Origin of the sequence: uncultured Oscillibacter sp., assembly GCF_947654275.1 — a bacterium.
GTDB lineage: Bacteria > Bacillota > Clostridia > Oscillospirales > Oscillospiraceae > Oscillibacter.
The window spans coordinates 20,190-33,906 of the sequence record NZ_CANTJS010000034.1 but is presented as its reverse complement, the minus strand read 5'-3'; the positions used below and the strand labels follow the sequence as shown (position 1 = coordinate 33,906).

The window sequence follows — 13,717 nt, the reverse complement described above, 5'->3', positions numbered from 1 at the left end:
ACGATGCTGATTGCTTCTGGAATACTACAAAAATATCCCTTGTATTCCCGCCTTGATTTCCGTGTAGGGTGGGAGCGTCCATTCGCGCATTTTGTCAGAAGGAGGGAGCAGGCTTTGCGCCCGGTCCCTACAGCAACACCTATAGGGGCGGGCTTCTGTGTCCGCCCGTGCTCCCGTTCTTCCAATTGTGCCGGACTTCCGGCAGAGGGACCGGGAAAGAGCCCGGCCCGTGCAAAATAAAATCCGCCAATGGGACACGCCTTTCTTCAAAACCAGGTTGCCGGGGCAATGACGGCATGCTATAATCAATCAATGGAATTGGATTTTGAGGAGGGTAATATGGAAAGAAGGTTGGCACTGTTTATGATAGCCGCCGCCGTTCTCTGCGCCCTGTTTTCAGACCGGATAGATATGGCGGTCAAAGGGGAGCAAAGGGTCAAAAAGTGATTCTTGTATTCAGAACCTGTATTCACAACCGCTGAACGCTGTCTGAGCGATCTTTTTCCCGCCATACTGCGTCGGTTTCCCTTGCAATCCGTCAGGATTGCCGCGGAAAACCTCCTTGTCTGACAGGAAAAATCCTCGCACATCCAGCATCCCCCGGCTATGAATACAGGTTCTCAGCGCGGGGGTGTGCTCAGTCTGCATGATTGCTGTGGCTGCGGGCATTCTATCGTGAATGTCCGGACCGGAGGATTCCGGCTTATCAGGCGGCTGCCCGCCTCTTTAGAAAAGGACGCGAAAGGGAATGCTTCCGGGAAATCATGTGGACAGCTCTCCCGGCGGGAGACCGGAAAACTGTTACTCGATTGTTACCCTTTCCGGCGGAAAACCTGTTATATTGGGGAAAACGGTCCGGGGCAGCGCCTCTCGGGAGGGCCCCGGACCATACAGAAAGGATGCCTGCCATGAGACGAATCGCCAGCCTGCTTCTGCTGCTTCTGCTCCTCTCCGCCTGCGCCGCCCCGGCGGAGACGGAGGAGGAACCCCCGGCCCCGCCGCCCCAGGAGGCCCTGGCGGACCCTGTCCCGGCGGAAACGCCTCCGGAAGGGGAGCCCCCCATAGACGGGACGGAGGACCATGTCCTCCTGACCCTGGACGCGCCCCTGGCGGACGGGCGGACCCTCCGGCTGGAGGCCGTGGGGAAGGTGGAGGACGAGTATACCTGCGGCGTCCGGGAGGTCCGGGTGTACGATGGGGACAAGCTCCTCCAAAACGTCCAGGCCTGGGAGGCAAACATGGCTTTCTGGGGGGACGGCGACCTCCTTCCAGGCGAAAGCGTCAGCGAGTACACCTCCTGCTGGGAGCCGGAGGGCTGCATGGAGGCGGCAGACCTGAATTTCGACGGGAACACGGATTTGGGCCTCTTCGGCTGGCCCGCCAACAACACAATTCCCTATTACTACTGGCTGTGGGACGAGGAAACGGAGCAGTACCAATATGCCTTCGTGCTCCAGGGAGCGGAGGCCCATCCGGATACCCGGGAGCTTACCAGCGGGTATAAAGCCGGGATGGCCGGGTCCCAGTGGATTACGGAGGTCTACCGGCCCGACGAAAACGGAGACCTGTACCTCAGCCGGGTGGAGCGGAGCACCTGCGACTTTGAACCCGAACCCCCCGGCCAGCTGGACATTGACCGGGGCTGGGCGGAGGAGACCTGGGTCCCGCCGGAGGGCCGGGAGCCGATCCCGCCGGGGAACGGCCGCTGGAGTATCGAGTCCGACCTGGTTCTCGTCCGCCGGGAAGTTCCGATTCAAGAGCTCAACGCCGGCAACACCTTTTCCTATTTCACGGAAATCTGGGAGCTGAAGGACGGCCAATTCCAAATGACCAGCCGGGAGGAATATTCTTATGAAGATGAACCCTGACCTGCGCCTCACCGTCACCCTCCGCCTTCTGGACGGGGAGGGTCAGCGGCGCTTCGGCCCCGGCGTGGCCGCCCTGCTGGAGCAGGTGCAGACCCAAAAGTCCCTCCGGGCGGCGGCGGGGTCCATGGGTATGGCCTACTCCAAGGCCTGGCGCATCATCCGAAATGCCGAGGAGGCCCTGGACTGCAGGCTGCTGGAGTCCACCATCGGGGGAAAGCACGGCGGCGGCGCGGTGCTGACGGCGGAGGCGGAAGGACTGCTTGAGAGCTATCAGGCCCTTCAGAGAGAAGTGGAGGCCTGCGCCCGGGAGGGCTTTGCCGTCCGTTTCGGAGCCTTCCGGAAGGGGGAGTGACCTGTTTTCTCTTCCCCGCATAGAATGGACTACACTCTATGTATGGGAGGAAATTACAATGGAATTTATGGATTCCGCCTGTGAGGCCTGCGAGGTCTGCGAGACCTCCGGTGATAAATACAAGTCCTGCGGCGAACCCGTTGTCATGAAGGCCCGCATCCTGCGCGGCGGCTGCTGTGAGCTGCTGGTATGTGACCTGTGCAATGGGCGGGAAGTGCTGGTCCATACCGACAATGCCTGCTGTTTCTGTCCGGGGCAGTGCGTGTGCATCGAGTACAGCGGGGCCATGACCATGAGCATTCCGCCTCAGATCAGCGCAAACTGCGTGAGGCTGCTGGGAAACGGAAACTGCTGCTGCTGAGAGTTGAGAGCAGAGAGTGGAGAGTTGAGAGTGAAGAGTTGAGATATATCCCTTTGCTGAAAATAGCTCTGCCGCTCGATCAATAATGGCAAAACCGGAGTCAGGGAAATCCCTGGCTCCGGTTTTTTCTGCTTTTGAATCATTTTACAGCTTTTTCAGGTGCTTTGCCGCCGCCTTCAGCATCAGCTTTTTCCGGCCCGCGGTCTCAAAGTCAATCTGCACCAGGGCGTCGCCGCCCATGGGCTGGAGGGACGCCACCGTTCCCTGCCCAAAGGCGGTATGGCTCACCCGGTCCCCCGGCTCCAGCTGAACCGGCGGGGGAGCGGAGGGCCGGAGCCCCGGCCGGACCGGGGCGGGTTTTCGGGGCGCTGCGCCGTAGGCCGAGGCGGGGGACGCCGCCGGTCCGGACGCGCCGCCGAAACCCTGCCGGCCAAAGGAGCCGCCCCACCCGCAGGAGCCGCCGGACTCCCGGCCCTCCCATTGCAGGTTTTCCTCCGGAATCTCCTCCAGGAAGCGGGAGAGACGGTTGGAGGCGGTGCGGCCATACAGCATCCGCTGGCGGGCGTTGGTGAGCGTCAGGTGTTCCTTGGCCCGGGTCATGGCCACGTAGCAGAGCCGGCGTTCCTCCTCCAGCTCCTCTTCCTCGAACTGGGCGGAGCTGCCGGGGAAAAGACCCTCCTCCATGCCCACCACATACACAAAGGGGAATTCCAGTCCCTTGGCGGCGTGAATGGTCATCATGGTCACGCAGTCGTCGCCGCCCTCCAGACTGTCCAGGTCCGTATAGAGGGCGATTTCGTTTAAGAAGCCCGACAGGGTGGCGTCCTCCGGGTCCTGGTCCAGGAAGCCCAGGATATTGGATTTCAGTTCCTGGACGTTCTCCAGACGGCCCAGGCTCTCCATGTCGTTTTTATCCTTCAGGGCCTGGGTGTAGCCGGTCTGCTCGCACACGGCGTCGTAGAACTCCGGCAGGGCCAGGGAGGCCCCGGCCTTTCGCAGGCCGTCAATCAGGTCAGCGAATTTCAGCAGCTTGGCGGAGGCGCTTTTCAGCTCCGGAAACAGGTCCGCGTTGCGGCAGATTTCGTAAAGGGAAGCGCCCTGGGCCGCCGCCAGAGCCGACACCTTATCCATGGTGGTGTTGCCGATGCCCCGGGCGGGGACGTTGACGACGCGGCGGAACCGCAGGTCGTCCAGGGGGTTGTTCAGGACGCAGAGATAGGCCAGCATGTCCTTGATTTCCGCCCGGTCGAAGAACTTCATGCCCCCCACCACACGGTAGGGCACATTGTTCCGCTTCATGGCGTATTCCAGGGCGTTGGACTGGGTATTCATGCGGTAGAGAACGGCGGCGTCCCGGAAATGGGCCCCCCGGCCTACGCGGTTTAAGATGTCGCCCACCACAAAAGCGGCCTCGTCGCTTTCGTTGAGGGTGGTGCGGACGGAGACCGCGTCGCCGCCGGTCTTGTCGGTCCAGAGGGTTTTGCCCTTCCGGCCCGCGTTGTGGCCGATGACGGCGTTGGCCGCGTCCAGAATATTCTGCGTGGAGCGGTAATTCTGTTCCAGCCGGATGATACGGGCGCCGGCATACTGCTGTTCAAAGCTGAGGATGTTCTCGATGCTGGCCCCCCGGAAGCGGTAGATGGACTGGTCATCGTCGCCCACCACACAGAGGTTGTTCCGTCCCCCGGCCAGCAGGCTGGTCAGGAGATACTGCATGTGGTTGGTGTCCTGATACTCGTCCACCAGCACATAGCGGAACTTGCTCTGATAGTATTCCCGGACCTCCGGCTCCTGCCGGAGGAGGGTGACGGTGTGGAAAATGATGTCGTCAAAGTCCAGGGCGTTGGCGGCGGCCAGCTTCTTCTGATAGCGCTCGTAGACCCTGGTGATGCGGCTGAGCCGCCAGTCGTTTTCGGCGGCGTGCTTTTCGATAAACTCCTCCGGTCCCTCGTAGCGGTCCTTGGCCCGGCTGATGACGGAGAGAACATTTTTCGGCGGGAAGGCCTTCTCATCCAGATTCAGCTCCTTCACGATGTCCTTCACCACCCGGCGGGAATCGTCGGTGTCGTAAATGGTGAAGTCCTTTTCAAAGCCCAGGCGGTCGATGTCCCGCCGGAGGATGCGGACGCAGGCGGAGTGGAAGGTGGAGGCCCAGATATCATTGGCCCTGGGCCCCAGCCGGGCGGAAAGACGGTCCTTCAGCTCCCCCGCCGCTTTGTTGGTAAAGGTGATGGCGATGATTTCCCAGGGCCGGGGCACGTCCACGGCGCAGAGCCGCCGGGCCTGGTCCCAGTCCTCCCGCTCCGGCTGGTCCGGGAAGCGCTCCAGAAAATCCAAATCCTCCTCCGTGGCCCCGCCGGGCGCCACATCAGAGTCGCTGCCCCGGCCATAGGTCAGCAGGTTGTAGATTCGCTGGATCAGCACCGTGGTCTTGCCGCTGCCCGCTCCCGCCAGCAGGAGCAAGGGGCCCTCTGTGGTCATGGCGGCCTGGCGCTGGGCCTCGTTCAGCCGCCGGAGGTCCCGGGCGATAACCGCCCGCCGGGCGGCAATGTAGCGTGTGTTGAAGTCTGTCATATGTTCATCAGTTCCCCCTGTCTAGTCCTTCCTATTTTAGGGCAAAAACCGGCTCAGGTCAACCTTTTGTTTTGGGACGGGCGTGTCTGCCCAAGGGCTTTCTCAGAAGAAAAAGCCCCCGGGACGGGATTCCCGGGGCTCCGGAGGTTCCGGGAAACGGAACGCCGGAGGAGGCGGCTCCTGGGGAAAATCCTCCAATCGGACAGGCCCCGGAACAGACGGCAGGGAAGAGGGCTCCGGGCCCGTCCCGGCGGAAAGCAGAAAAAGCAGGCCGGAGCGCCCCCTTTACGGGAGTACCCCGGCCCTTGACGGCTCTGCCGCTCAGGGCGGAGCAGCCGCAGGGGGTCTGTGAGGGAAACGCCTGATGTTCCGTTTCAGGCGGAGCGTGTGGGCCGGATTACTTGCCGGTACCCAGGGGTTCGATGACCTGAGCCTTGATCAGGTTGGTGGAGCCGCTGCGGCCCAGGGGAACGCCGGCTGTAATGACCACGGTGTCGCCGGCTTCGACCAGACCCTCCTTCAGCGCCACTTCAGCGGAGAGGGAGAAAATGCGGTCGGTAGAGTTGACCTCACCGGTGAGGAAGGGGATCACGCCCCAACAGATAGCCAGCTGCCGCCGGACTTTTTCATGCATGGTCAGCGCCGCCACCGGGCAGGCGGGACGGAACCGGCAGATCATCCGGGCGGTTCTGCCGGAGTTGGTGGCCGCCAGAATGGCGGTGGCATTGAGGTCCTTGGCAGTAAGGCAGCAGGTATGGGTAATGGCGTCGTTAATATTGGAGGCCGTCTGAATCCGCTGTTTCCGGAACTGCTTCCAGTAGTCAATGGAGCCCTCCGCCTCGGAAACGATGTCCACCATGGCGCTGAGGGCCTCGATGGGATACTTTCCGCCGGCGGTCTCTCCGGAGAGCATGACGCAGCTGGTTCCGTCAAAGACGGCGTTGGCCACATCGGAGACCTCCGCCCGGGTAGGCCGGGGATTGCGCATCATGGAGTCCAGCATCTGGGTGGCGGTGATAACCGGCTTGCCGGCCTGGAGTCCCTTGCGGATCATCTGCTTCTGAAGGAAGGGCACCTTGGCCGCGGGAATTTCCACGCCCAGGTCGCCCCGAGCTACCATGATGCCGTCCGCCGCCGCCAGGATGTCGTCAATATTGTCGATACCCTCCTGGTTTTCAATTTTTGCGATGATTTTCACGGTTTCGCCGCCGTACTCCTTCAAAACCTCCCGGACGGCCTCGATGTCGGCGGCCCGGCGGACAAAGGAGGCGGCGATGAAATCAAAGTCGTTTTCCACGCCGAAGCGGATGTCCGCAATGTCTTTTTCCGTCAGGGCGGGGAGCTGGATGTGAGCGCCGGGAATGTTGATGGATTTATTGGCGGACAGCGTGCCGCCGTTTTCCACGGTGCAGATGAGGTCCTGGCCCTTGATTTCGTTGACCCGGATGGCAACCAGGCCGTCGTCAATCAGGATTTCCTGGCCCACCTCGATTTCCTCGGCCAGCTTGGCATAGGTGACGGAAACCCGGCTCTGATTGCCGGTGACGTCGTCTGCCGTCAGGGTGAAGGTGTCTCCGGCCGCCAGCTCGACGCTTTTGGTCTCAAAGCTCCTGATGCGGATTTCCGGGCCCTTGGTGTCCAGAATGGTGGCCACCGGACAGCCCATCCGGTCCCGGACCGCCTTGAGCATGCTCAGACGCTCCAGGTGCTCGGGGTGGCTGCCGTGGGAAAAGTTAAAACGGGCCGCGTTCATGCCTCCGCAGATCAGGGCGTGGATCATGTCCTCGCTGTCCACGGCGGGACCCAGTGTGCAGATAATTTTAGTCTTTCTCATTGTTATTCCTCCTGTGGGAATCCACTTTAGAACCTGTATTCACAACCGCTGAACGCTGTCTGGACGGTCTTTTTCCCGCCATACCGCGTCGATTTCCCTTGCAATCCGTCAGGATTGCGGCAGAAAATCTCCTTGTCTGGCAGGAAAAATTTCCGTCCATCCAGCATCCCACGGCTATGAATACAGGTTCTTACAATTGACCGATGGTTACACTCTTATTATACAAAGATTTCAGGGGTATGAATAGGTCAGAATTTCATAAATTTTCTGGAAAAGTATTGGAACTGTCCGGCTATTCCAGACAGTTCCAATCGGATTTCAGAGCTTAACCGCCTGTTTTGCAGGCAGAAAAACGATTACCTCAGTCATTTTTTGAAATTTAAGTCCTTATGACTCGTTCAGAGGGCGGAACTCCAGATAGTAATGCTCCTGACCGGGATCCAGTTCCACCGACAGGACGCCGTTTTCCGGGTCAAAGCCGAAGTTCTGTCCCGTGATGTGGACGCCCTCCGTGTGAACCAGGGCGGCGCTCTGCCGGGTGAACTCCAGGGTGGACCCCAGGCGGGTCACCAGGTCGTAGCCCTGGAGGTCCGCGTGCTCCGAGCCGGAGCAGGCGAAGTCAAAGCTGGGTTCCTTCCACCCTTCGCACGTCACCGTGACGCTGCCCCCGGCAGGCGCCGTCACCGGGAAAGCCAGGTACAACACCCGCTCCTGGGGCAGAACCTCGCTGAGCATGTCGTCCAGGCGGCCCTCATTGTAGCGGTCCATAGGGGTATCGGAGAGCATGCCGTACTGGGTCAGCAGCTCCGACACGGCTCCCCGGTACATGGTGAAGGAAACCGCATCAAAGGCGTTTTCCTGATCTACGACCCGCCTCTGCTCGTACTGCTCCACATAGGCCCGGCAGAGCCGGTCCAGCACCGCGTCCAGGGTGGTCTCACTCCGGATGACGGTGCAGGAAACCCCGTCGATTTCCTCTCCCGGGTTGCAGCCGCCGTTCTGGAAGCCCTCCAGGCTGTAGTCCCCGATGTCCTCACCCAGAATCACCAGCAGCTTGATATTCGGCTCTCCCCGTATTCCGTCGGGGACAAAATAGCTGTACCGCCGGAAGTCCCGGTCCCATTCCCCGCCGTTGAACCCATAGGTGAAAATCCGGGTGGCCGCCTCGTCGACGGAGAAGGAAACGGCCTGGGTGGCGGCCCGGTACTGCTCATGGGGAGCCTCAAAGTCTGTGAACTCGTACACCGTCACCGGCACGTCCAGCACCGGATAGGGCTCCAGAGCCCGGGCCAGGTAGTCCCCGCTCTCCAGCAGGGCCCGGTACTCGGTCCAGCTGTCCAGGGAGTCCAGATTCATGGTGTCCGGCACATCGGCCCCAAAGGTGCTCTGGAAGCCGCCGGAATAGGCTCCGGCATAAAGACGGGTCTCCACAGCTTCTCCGTCCACGGTCACAGTGGGCCGGAGCGCCGCCAGATCGCTGAAGCTCCCGGCAAAGGGGTACAGGGCCGTCACGGTGACGTCCGCGCCGGTGCGGTTGCTGAGCGTGTATGCATCGGTGACCTGAGCCCCCCACTGCCGGGTCTCGCCGTAGCTGCTGACGCCCGGGGCGAAGTCCCAGGTGATTGCCCGCTCCGCCGTCAGTCCGGCGGGGTCCTCTATGGTGGTGAGGGGGAACACCGGTCCGGCGTAGGACATGAAGACGGTACCGTCCTCAATGCCGGCGCCTCCTGCGCCGGACGCGCCGGGGTCCGCAGGGCCGCTGTCTCCGCCCGACGCGGAGCCGGACATACCGGCGCCATAGCCCCCAAAGCCCCCGGTCATCCGCCAGCCGAGGCCCAGAACGCACACCAGCGCCAGACAGGCCGCCAGCGCTGCCCAGCGCCTCCAGGGAAGAGGGGGCCGGGCGGCGGGAGCCCGGCCGGGCATGGCCTCCTCCACCAGCTCGCTGTCCACCAGGCCCAGCACACGAAACAGCCGTTCTGCCTTCATAGCGCGATTCCCTCCTTTTCCAGATAAGTCCGCAGGGCCTTCCGGGTGCGGAAGAGGGAGGACTTGACCTTCCCCTGACCGCAGCCCAGGCCCGCCGCGATGTCCGCCACCGCCTCGCCGTACCAGTAGCGCCGCAGGAACATCACCCGGCTCTCCCGGCTCAGCCCCCGCAGAAACACGCTCAGATGCTCCGCCAGGGCCTGGTCCTCCAGGGCCTGCTGAGGGCCCCGGCCGCCGGGCACGCAGTCCGTCAGCTCTCCCAGCAGGATTTCCGCCCCGCCCCGCTTGTCCGCCCGGGCCCGCTGCCAGCGGTCCAAAGAGAGATTGCGGGTGATGGTTCCCAGCCAGGCCCGCAGAACCGAGGGCCGGGCGGGGGGAATGGCGTTCCAGGCCCGGAGGTAGGTGTCGTTGACGCATTCCTCCGCGTCGTCCCAGCTGCGGAGGATGTTCCAGGCGATGCGCTCCAGCAGGCCGCCGTATTTCCCGGCGGTCTCCTGAATAGCGCTCTGGTCCCGGTTCCAATACAGGTCGATGATCTGTCCGTCTTCCATGGGCAGGACCTCCTTTCGTTTCTCTACAGGCATAGACGGCAAACAGAGGAAAAGGTTTCGCGGAAATTGAAAAATCGGGAGTTGCATATTGGGAACGGGCGAACTTGCCGGAGGCGGCGGCTCCAAATCTCCGGCGGAAAGCAGAGAGTGAGGAACGCCCGGCGGCCCGGACGGATTCCTCACTCTCTGGATTCCGGATGCGAAAACGCGGATGGACGGGGTTACAAAAGCCCCCGGGTCTGAAGGAATTCCCGGGCCACATCCTCAACGGTCCGCTTCTCCACGTCCACCTGGTAGGTCATTTCCACCATGTCGTCGTTGGCAATCTGTCCCGCCAGCCGGTTCAGGACGTCGTCCACGCCGGGGAAGCGCTCCAGGGTGTCCTCCCGCAGAAGGAAGGCCCCATTGTAGTCGGGGAAGAAATTCAGGTCGTCCTCCAGCACCGTCAGGCCCGCCTTGCGGTTCAGGCCGTCGGTGGCGTAGACCTCGGTGACGTCAAAGCTGCCCTTTTCGGCGGCGGCGTATTTCAGGCTCACGTCCACGGACATGGAATCCTTGAATTTCAGACCGTAAAACTCCGTGAAGGGTCCGAATTTCATGCTGCCCTCCTGGGTGAAGAACTCGTGTTCCGCGCCGAAGACCAGGTCCCCCGCAAGGGGGATCAGGTCGCTGACGGTTCTGGGGCCGTATCGCTCCGCCGTGTCCTGTGTGACAGCGATGGCATAGGTGTTGTCAAAGCCCAGCTGCTCCAGCATGACAAGGCCGTGGGTCTCCCTGGCCAGCTCGTTGGCGAAGTCGTAAATGGACGTTCCCTCCGGCGCGTCGGTGGGGTCCTTCTGGAGAAAGGTGGTCAGCAGGGTCCCGTCGTAGGAGATCATCAGGTCGCAGGTGTGGCTGTCCCCGATCAGGGCCTTGAAGTTGTTCACCTGGGACATCTGATCCTGAATGGTGACGGTGTAATCCGTCTGGTCCTCAATCAGGAGCTTTGCCATCTGGTGCATGATCTGGGTTTCGCTGTAGTCTCCGTCGTACAGGAGCAATTCTCCCTCACCGGCGGAGCTGAGACCGTAGGGCAGCAGCAGGAGGAAGGCCGCCAGAATGGCCCCCAGGGGCGCCAGCAGGGTCCGGGAGCCGCCCCGGTTCCGTTGGATGCTTCCCTCGAACCAGCCCATCAGCAGGTCCAGGGCCACGGAAATCACCATCAGGGCTCCGGTGGCGGTGAGAATCATCCGGGTATCCTGAACCCGGATGCCCCGGTTGATGATGCTGCCCAGGCCGCCGCCGCCTACGAAGGCGGCGAAGACCGCCGTGCCGATGGCGTTGACCACGGCGATGCGGATACCGGTGAACACCGTGGGGAAGGCCAGGGGAAATTCCACCAGCAGCGTCCGGTAGGTTTTGCTCATGCCCATGCCCCGGGCGGCCTCCTTCACGCCCGGGTCCACCTGCTGGAGTCCCAGACAGGTGTTCCGCACAATGGGAAGGAGGGAGTAGAGGGTGATGCCGGTGACTACGGTGAGCTTGCCGGGGTCCAGCAGCACCATGATGATGCCCAGCAGGGCCAGGGCCGGAATGGTTTGCAGAATATCCACCACCCGGAGAATCAGCCCCCGGATCCTGGGGCAGGCATAGGCCCAAATGCCCAGGGGCAGGCCTATGGTGATGGACAGGATGCTGGCGGCCAGAACAATGAAGAGGTGCTCAAGAACAAGAGCCCAGGTCATTTGCCCACCTCCTTCCGCAGGCCCCGGGGCGTCACCCGCTTTTGCAGCAGGTCAATCAGCGCCCCGATGGCAATGGCCAGAAGGGCCGCCGGAATGGCCCCCAGGAGGATGAGGGTGTTGTTGTTGGAGTTGGTGCCCTGGTATACGAAGTCCCCCAGGCCTCCCTGGCCGATCATGGCGGCCAGCACCGCCCAGGAAACCGTATAGACGGCGGACATCCGCAGCCCCGCCACAATGGTGGGCATGGCCAGAGGCAGCTCCACCTTGGTCAGGGCTTGGAGACGGGACATGCCGCAGCCCTTAGCGGCCTCGATGTATTTCCGTTCCACCCCCAGAATGCCGGTATAGGTGTTCTTCAGCACCGGAAACATGGCGTAGATGGACAGGGCGGTGATGACCGTGGCAGGCGTCATGCCCAGCACCAGGAACAGCAGGCCGATGAACACCAGGCCGGGGATGGTCTGGAAAATGGACACCACCGGCAGAATGACGCCGGACCATCTGGGAACCCGGGACAGGAGGATGCCCAGGGCCAGTCCCAGCAGGAAACCCACGGCCACGGACACCAGCACATAGCCGGTATGGACGGCAATGGCCTTGACCAGCAAGGCGCCGTATGTATCAAACAGCATCCTCATTCCCCGTTCCCCCACAGGCTGGAGGCCACAGAGCGGGCCACGCTGGTCTTTGTGACGATGCCGGCGATGGTGTCGTCCTCATTGAGGACTACTACGTAGGGCGCGCCGGAGTCCAGCAGATAGTCAAAGCACTCCCTGGCCTCGTCGCCCACACGGGCGGTCCGGGCGCTCTGACGGATCAGGGGCTCGATGCTCTGGAGCCCCTGGCCCCAGTGGCGGATATCACCGATGGAGACCACGCCCAGATAGCGCTTGTCCTGGTCCGTTACCAGCAGCGTGTCCACGCTTCCCCGGGCCATCCGCTCGGCGCACTCCAGAACGCCCCGGTTTTTCTTCACGCTGAGCACGTTGGTGCGCATGAAGGATTCCACCGTGGAGGGCGGCGGGTTCTCCGGCCCGTGCTTGCCCAGGAAGCTTCGGACCAGGCCGCTGGCGGGATGCTCCAGCATCTCTTCGGGGGAGGCCATCTGCACGATGCGGCCCGCCTCCATAAAGATGATGATATCCGCCAGCTTCAGGGCCTCGCCCATATCGTGGGTGACGAACACGATGGTTTTGTTCAGCTTCTGCTGAAGATTTTTCACCTCGTCCTGCAGGACCTCCCGGGTCATGGGGTCCAGGGCCCCGAAGGGTTCGTCCATCAGAACGATGGGCGGCGAGGCCGCCAGGGCCCGGAGCACGCCGATGCGCTGCTGCTGGCCGCCGGAGAGCTCCGAGGGATATTTGTCCGCGTACTGCTCCATGCCCACCATTTTCAGGAGCTCGGGGACAATGGCGGCGCATTGGGCCTTGTCGTATTTCAGCAGCCTGGGCACCACGCAGATATTCTGGGCCACGGTCATGTTGGGGAACAGGCCGATCTGCTGGATGACATAGCCGATGTGCCGCCGCAGAGTCACCTTGTCGGTGGAACGGATGTCCTGTCCGTCAATGGAGATGACGCCGGAATCCGGCTCGATCAGGCGGTTGATGGTTTTCAGGGTGGTGGTTTTGCCGCAGCCCGAGGGGCCGATCAGGACCACAAACTGCCCGTCGGGGATGGTAAAGCTCAGGTCCTTCAGAATGGGTGTTTTTCCGTAGCTTTTGCAGACGTGTTCGAATTGGATCATAAGACCTCCTTTGACGCGATCAGGTTATGGGCGGCCTCCGCGGCGGCGGGACTGCCCACCAGGACGATGGTATCCCCGGCGTAGAGCTGGGCATAGGGACCGGGGGAGAGCAGGACGGTCTGGCCCCGCCGGATGGCCACGATGGTGGCGCCGGTGGACTGCCAGAATTTCAGCTCGCCAATGCTCCGGCCCAGCAGGGGGGAGCTTGGCGGCACCGGGACCTCGTAATTGGGAAAGGGCTGGTGCGCGGAGGCGAAGGGGCTCTTCATCAGGGCGGAAATGGTGTCCATAACCCGGCCGTGAAGAACCTCCTCCTCCGCCAGCAGCTCCTTCAGCTGCCGGCGGAGACTGCGGACGTCGGCGCTCTCCTGGAAGTTGGCGATGTAGCGCCGGGCGCTGTCGGCGGAGAGCACTACAGCGCCGCTCTGTGGCTTTACATCAATGACCTTCATGTCCGCCAGGAGCCGCAGGGCCCGGCGGACGGTTTCCGGCGACACATTGTATTCCGAGGCCATGACGGACCGGCCATAGATGCGGCTGCCCTCCGGCAGCTCGCCCCGGGCCACCCGGCCCGCCAGATCCAGCGCGATCTGAAGGTATTGTGAGGGGACGACGGTCTGACCCATAGCAGCCTCCAAACCCCGCCCCAGGGGGGGCGGATACAGGGGACCGGCGGCGTGCTGCCTGCCGGCGTTAGCATCAGTATACACTGACAAC

The 13,717-nt window shown here is 62.4% G+C and carries 11 protein-coding genes; 3 read left to right on the top strand and 8 right to left on the bottom strand.

Annotated features, from left to right (window positions below; genetic code table 11):
- Nucleotides 1–908 precede the first annotated feature (908 nt).
- From Q0063_RS09955 to Q0063_RS09945, 3 genes are read left to right on the top strand one after another with little or no spacing between them, the layout of a single operon-like run.
- Nucleotides 909–1,868 carry an XAC2610-related protein gene (locus tag Q0063_RS09955; protein WP_297871828.1) on the top strand — a complete coding sequence of 320 codons (960 nt, stop codon included), beginning with the start codon at nt 909–911 and terminating at the stop codon, nt 1,866–1,868.
- Nucleotides 1,852–2,220 carry a winged helix-turn-helix domain-containing protein gene (locus Q0063_RS09950; protein WP_297871827.1) on the top strand — a complete coding sequence of 123 codons (369 nt, stop codon included), beginning with the start codon at nt 1,852–1,854 and terminating at the stop codon, nt 2,218–2,220. Before Q0063_RS09955 ends, Q0063_RS09950 begins: the two co-directional genes overlap by 17 nt.
- A 58-nt stretch (nt 2,221–2,278) precedes the next feature.
- Nucleotides 2,279–2,581: a hypothetical protein gene (locus Q0063_RS09945; RefSeq protein ID WP_297871826.1), complete on the top strand. Its 303-nt coding sequence runs from the start codon at nt 2,279–2,281 to the stop codon at nt 2,579–2,581.
- A 144-nt stretch (nt 2,582–2,725) separates the two neighbouring features.
- On the opposite strand, the gene Q0063_RS09940 is transcribed toward Q0063_RS09945, so the two are convergent.
- From Q0063_RS09940 to Q0063_RS09905, 8 genes are all read right to left on the bottom strand, one after another.
- Nucleotides 2,726–5,155: an ATP-dependent helicase gene (locus Q0063_RS09940; protein ID WP_297871825.1), complete on the bottom strand. Its 2,430-nt coding sequence runs from the start codon at nt 5,153–5,155 to the stop codon at nt 2,726–2,728.
- A 397-nt stretch (nt 5,156–5,552) separates the two neighbouring features.
- Nucleotides 5,553–6,989: a pyruvate kinase gene (gene pyk / locus Q0063_RS09935; RefSeq protein ID WP_297871824.1), complete on the bottom strand. Its 1,437-nt coding sequence runs from the start codon at nt 6,987–6,989 to the stop codon at nt 5,553–5,555.
- A gap of 387 nt (nt 6,990–7,376) precedes the next feature.
- Nucleotides 7,377–8,978 carry a hypothetical protein gene (locus tag Q0063_RS09930; RefSeq protein ID WP_297871823.1) on the bottom strand — a complete coding sequence of 534 codons (1,602 nt, stop codon included), beginning with the start codon at nt 8,976–8,978 and terminating at the stop codon, nt 7,377–7,379.
- Nucleotides 8,975–9,529 (bottom strand): RNA polymerase sigma factor, encoded by a 555-nt coding sequence (locus Q0063_RS09925; protein ID WP_297871822.1) that lies wholly within the window; start codon nt 9,527–9,529, stop codon nt 8,975–8,977. The genes Q0063_RS09930 and Q0063_RS09925 overlap by 4 nt, the downstream gene beginning before the upstream one ends.
- A 221-nt stretch (nt 9,530–9,750) precedes the next feature.
- Nucleotides 9,751–11,253 carry a glycine betaine ABC transporter substrate-binding protein gene (locus Q0063_RS09920; protein ID WP_297871821.1) on the bottom strand — a complete coding sequence of 501 codons (1,503 nt, stop codon included), beginning with the start codon at nt 11,251–11,253 and terminating at the stop codon, nt 9,751–9,753.
- A complete protein-coding gene (locus Q0063_RS09915) occupies nt 11,250–11,891 on the bottom strand; it encodes an ABC transporter permease (protein WP_297871820.1) in 642 nt (213 codons plus the stop codon). The genes Q0063_RS09920 and Q0063_RS09915 overlap by 4 nt, the downstream gene beginning before the upstream one ends.
- Nucleotides 11,888–13,000 (bottom strand): ABC transporter ATP-binding protein, encoded by a 1,113-nt coding sequence (locus tag Q0063_RS09910; protein WP_297871819.1) that lies wholly within the window; start codon nt 12,998–13,000, stop codon nt 11,888–11,890. The genes Q0063_RS09915 and Q0063_RS09910 overlap by 4 nt, the downstream gene beginning before the upstream one ends.
- Nucleotides 12,997–13,626 carry a TrkA C-terminal domain-containing protein gene (locus tag Q0063_RS09905; protein WP_297871818.1) on the bottom strand — a complete coding sequence of 210 codons (630 nt, stop codon included), beginning with the start codon at nt 13,624–13,626 and terminating at the stop codon, nt 12,997–12,999. The genes Q0063_RS09910 and Q0063_RS09905 overlap by 4 nt, the downstream gene beginning before the upstream one ends.
- Between the last annotated feature and the right edge of the window lie 91 nt (nt 13,627–13,717).

Bases quoted from the DNA above. Each gene is read 5' to 3' on its own strand.
- Q0063_RS09920 (WP_297871821.1), bottom strand. From the start codon at position 11,253: ATGACCTGGGCTCTTGTTCTTGAGCACCTCTTCATTGTTCTGGCCGCC.
- Q0063_RS09940 (WP_297871825.1), bottom strand. From the start codon at position 5,155: ATGACAGACTTCAACACACGCTACATTGCCGCCCGGCGGGCGGTTATC.
- Q0063_RS09910 (WP_297871819.1), bottom strand. From the start codon at position 13,000: ATGATCCAATTCGAACACGTCTGCAAAAGCTACGGAAAAACACCCATT.
- Q0063_RS09945 (WP_297871826.1), top strand. From the start codon at position 2,279: ATGGAATTTATGGATTCCGCCTGTGAGGCCTGCGAGGTCTGCGAGACC.
- Q0063_RS09950 (WP_297871827.1), top strand. From the start codon at position 1,852: ATGAAGATGAACCCTGACCTGCGCCTCACCGTCACCCTCCGCCTTCTG.
- Q0063_RS09905 (WP_297871818.1), bottom strand. From the start codon at position 13,626: ATGGGTCAGACCGTCGTCCCCTCACAATACCTTCAGATCGCGCTGGAT.
- pyk (WP_297871824.1), bottom strand. From the start codon at position 6,989: ATGAGAAAGACTAAAATTATCTGCACACTGGGTCCCGCCGTGGACAGC.
- Q0063_RS09925 (WP_297871822.1), bottom strand. From the start codon at position 9,529: ATGGAAGACGGACAGATCATCGACCTGTATTGGAACCGGGACCAGAGC.
- Q0063_RS09915 (WP_297871820.1), bottom strand. From the start codon at position 11,891: ATGAGGATGCTGTTTGATACATACGGCGCCTTGCTGGTCAAGGCCATT.
- Q0063_RS09930 (WP_297871823.1), bottom strand. From the start codon at position 8,978: ATGAAGGCAGAACGGCTGTTTCGTGTGCTGGGCCTGGTGGACAGCGAG.
- Q0063_RS09955 (WP_297871828.1), top strand. From the start codon at position 909: ATGAGACGAATCGCCAGCCTGCTTCTGCTGCTTCTGCTCCTCTCCGCC.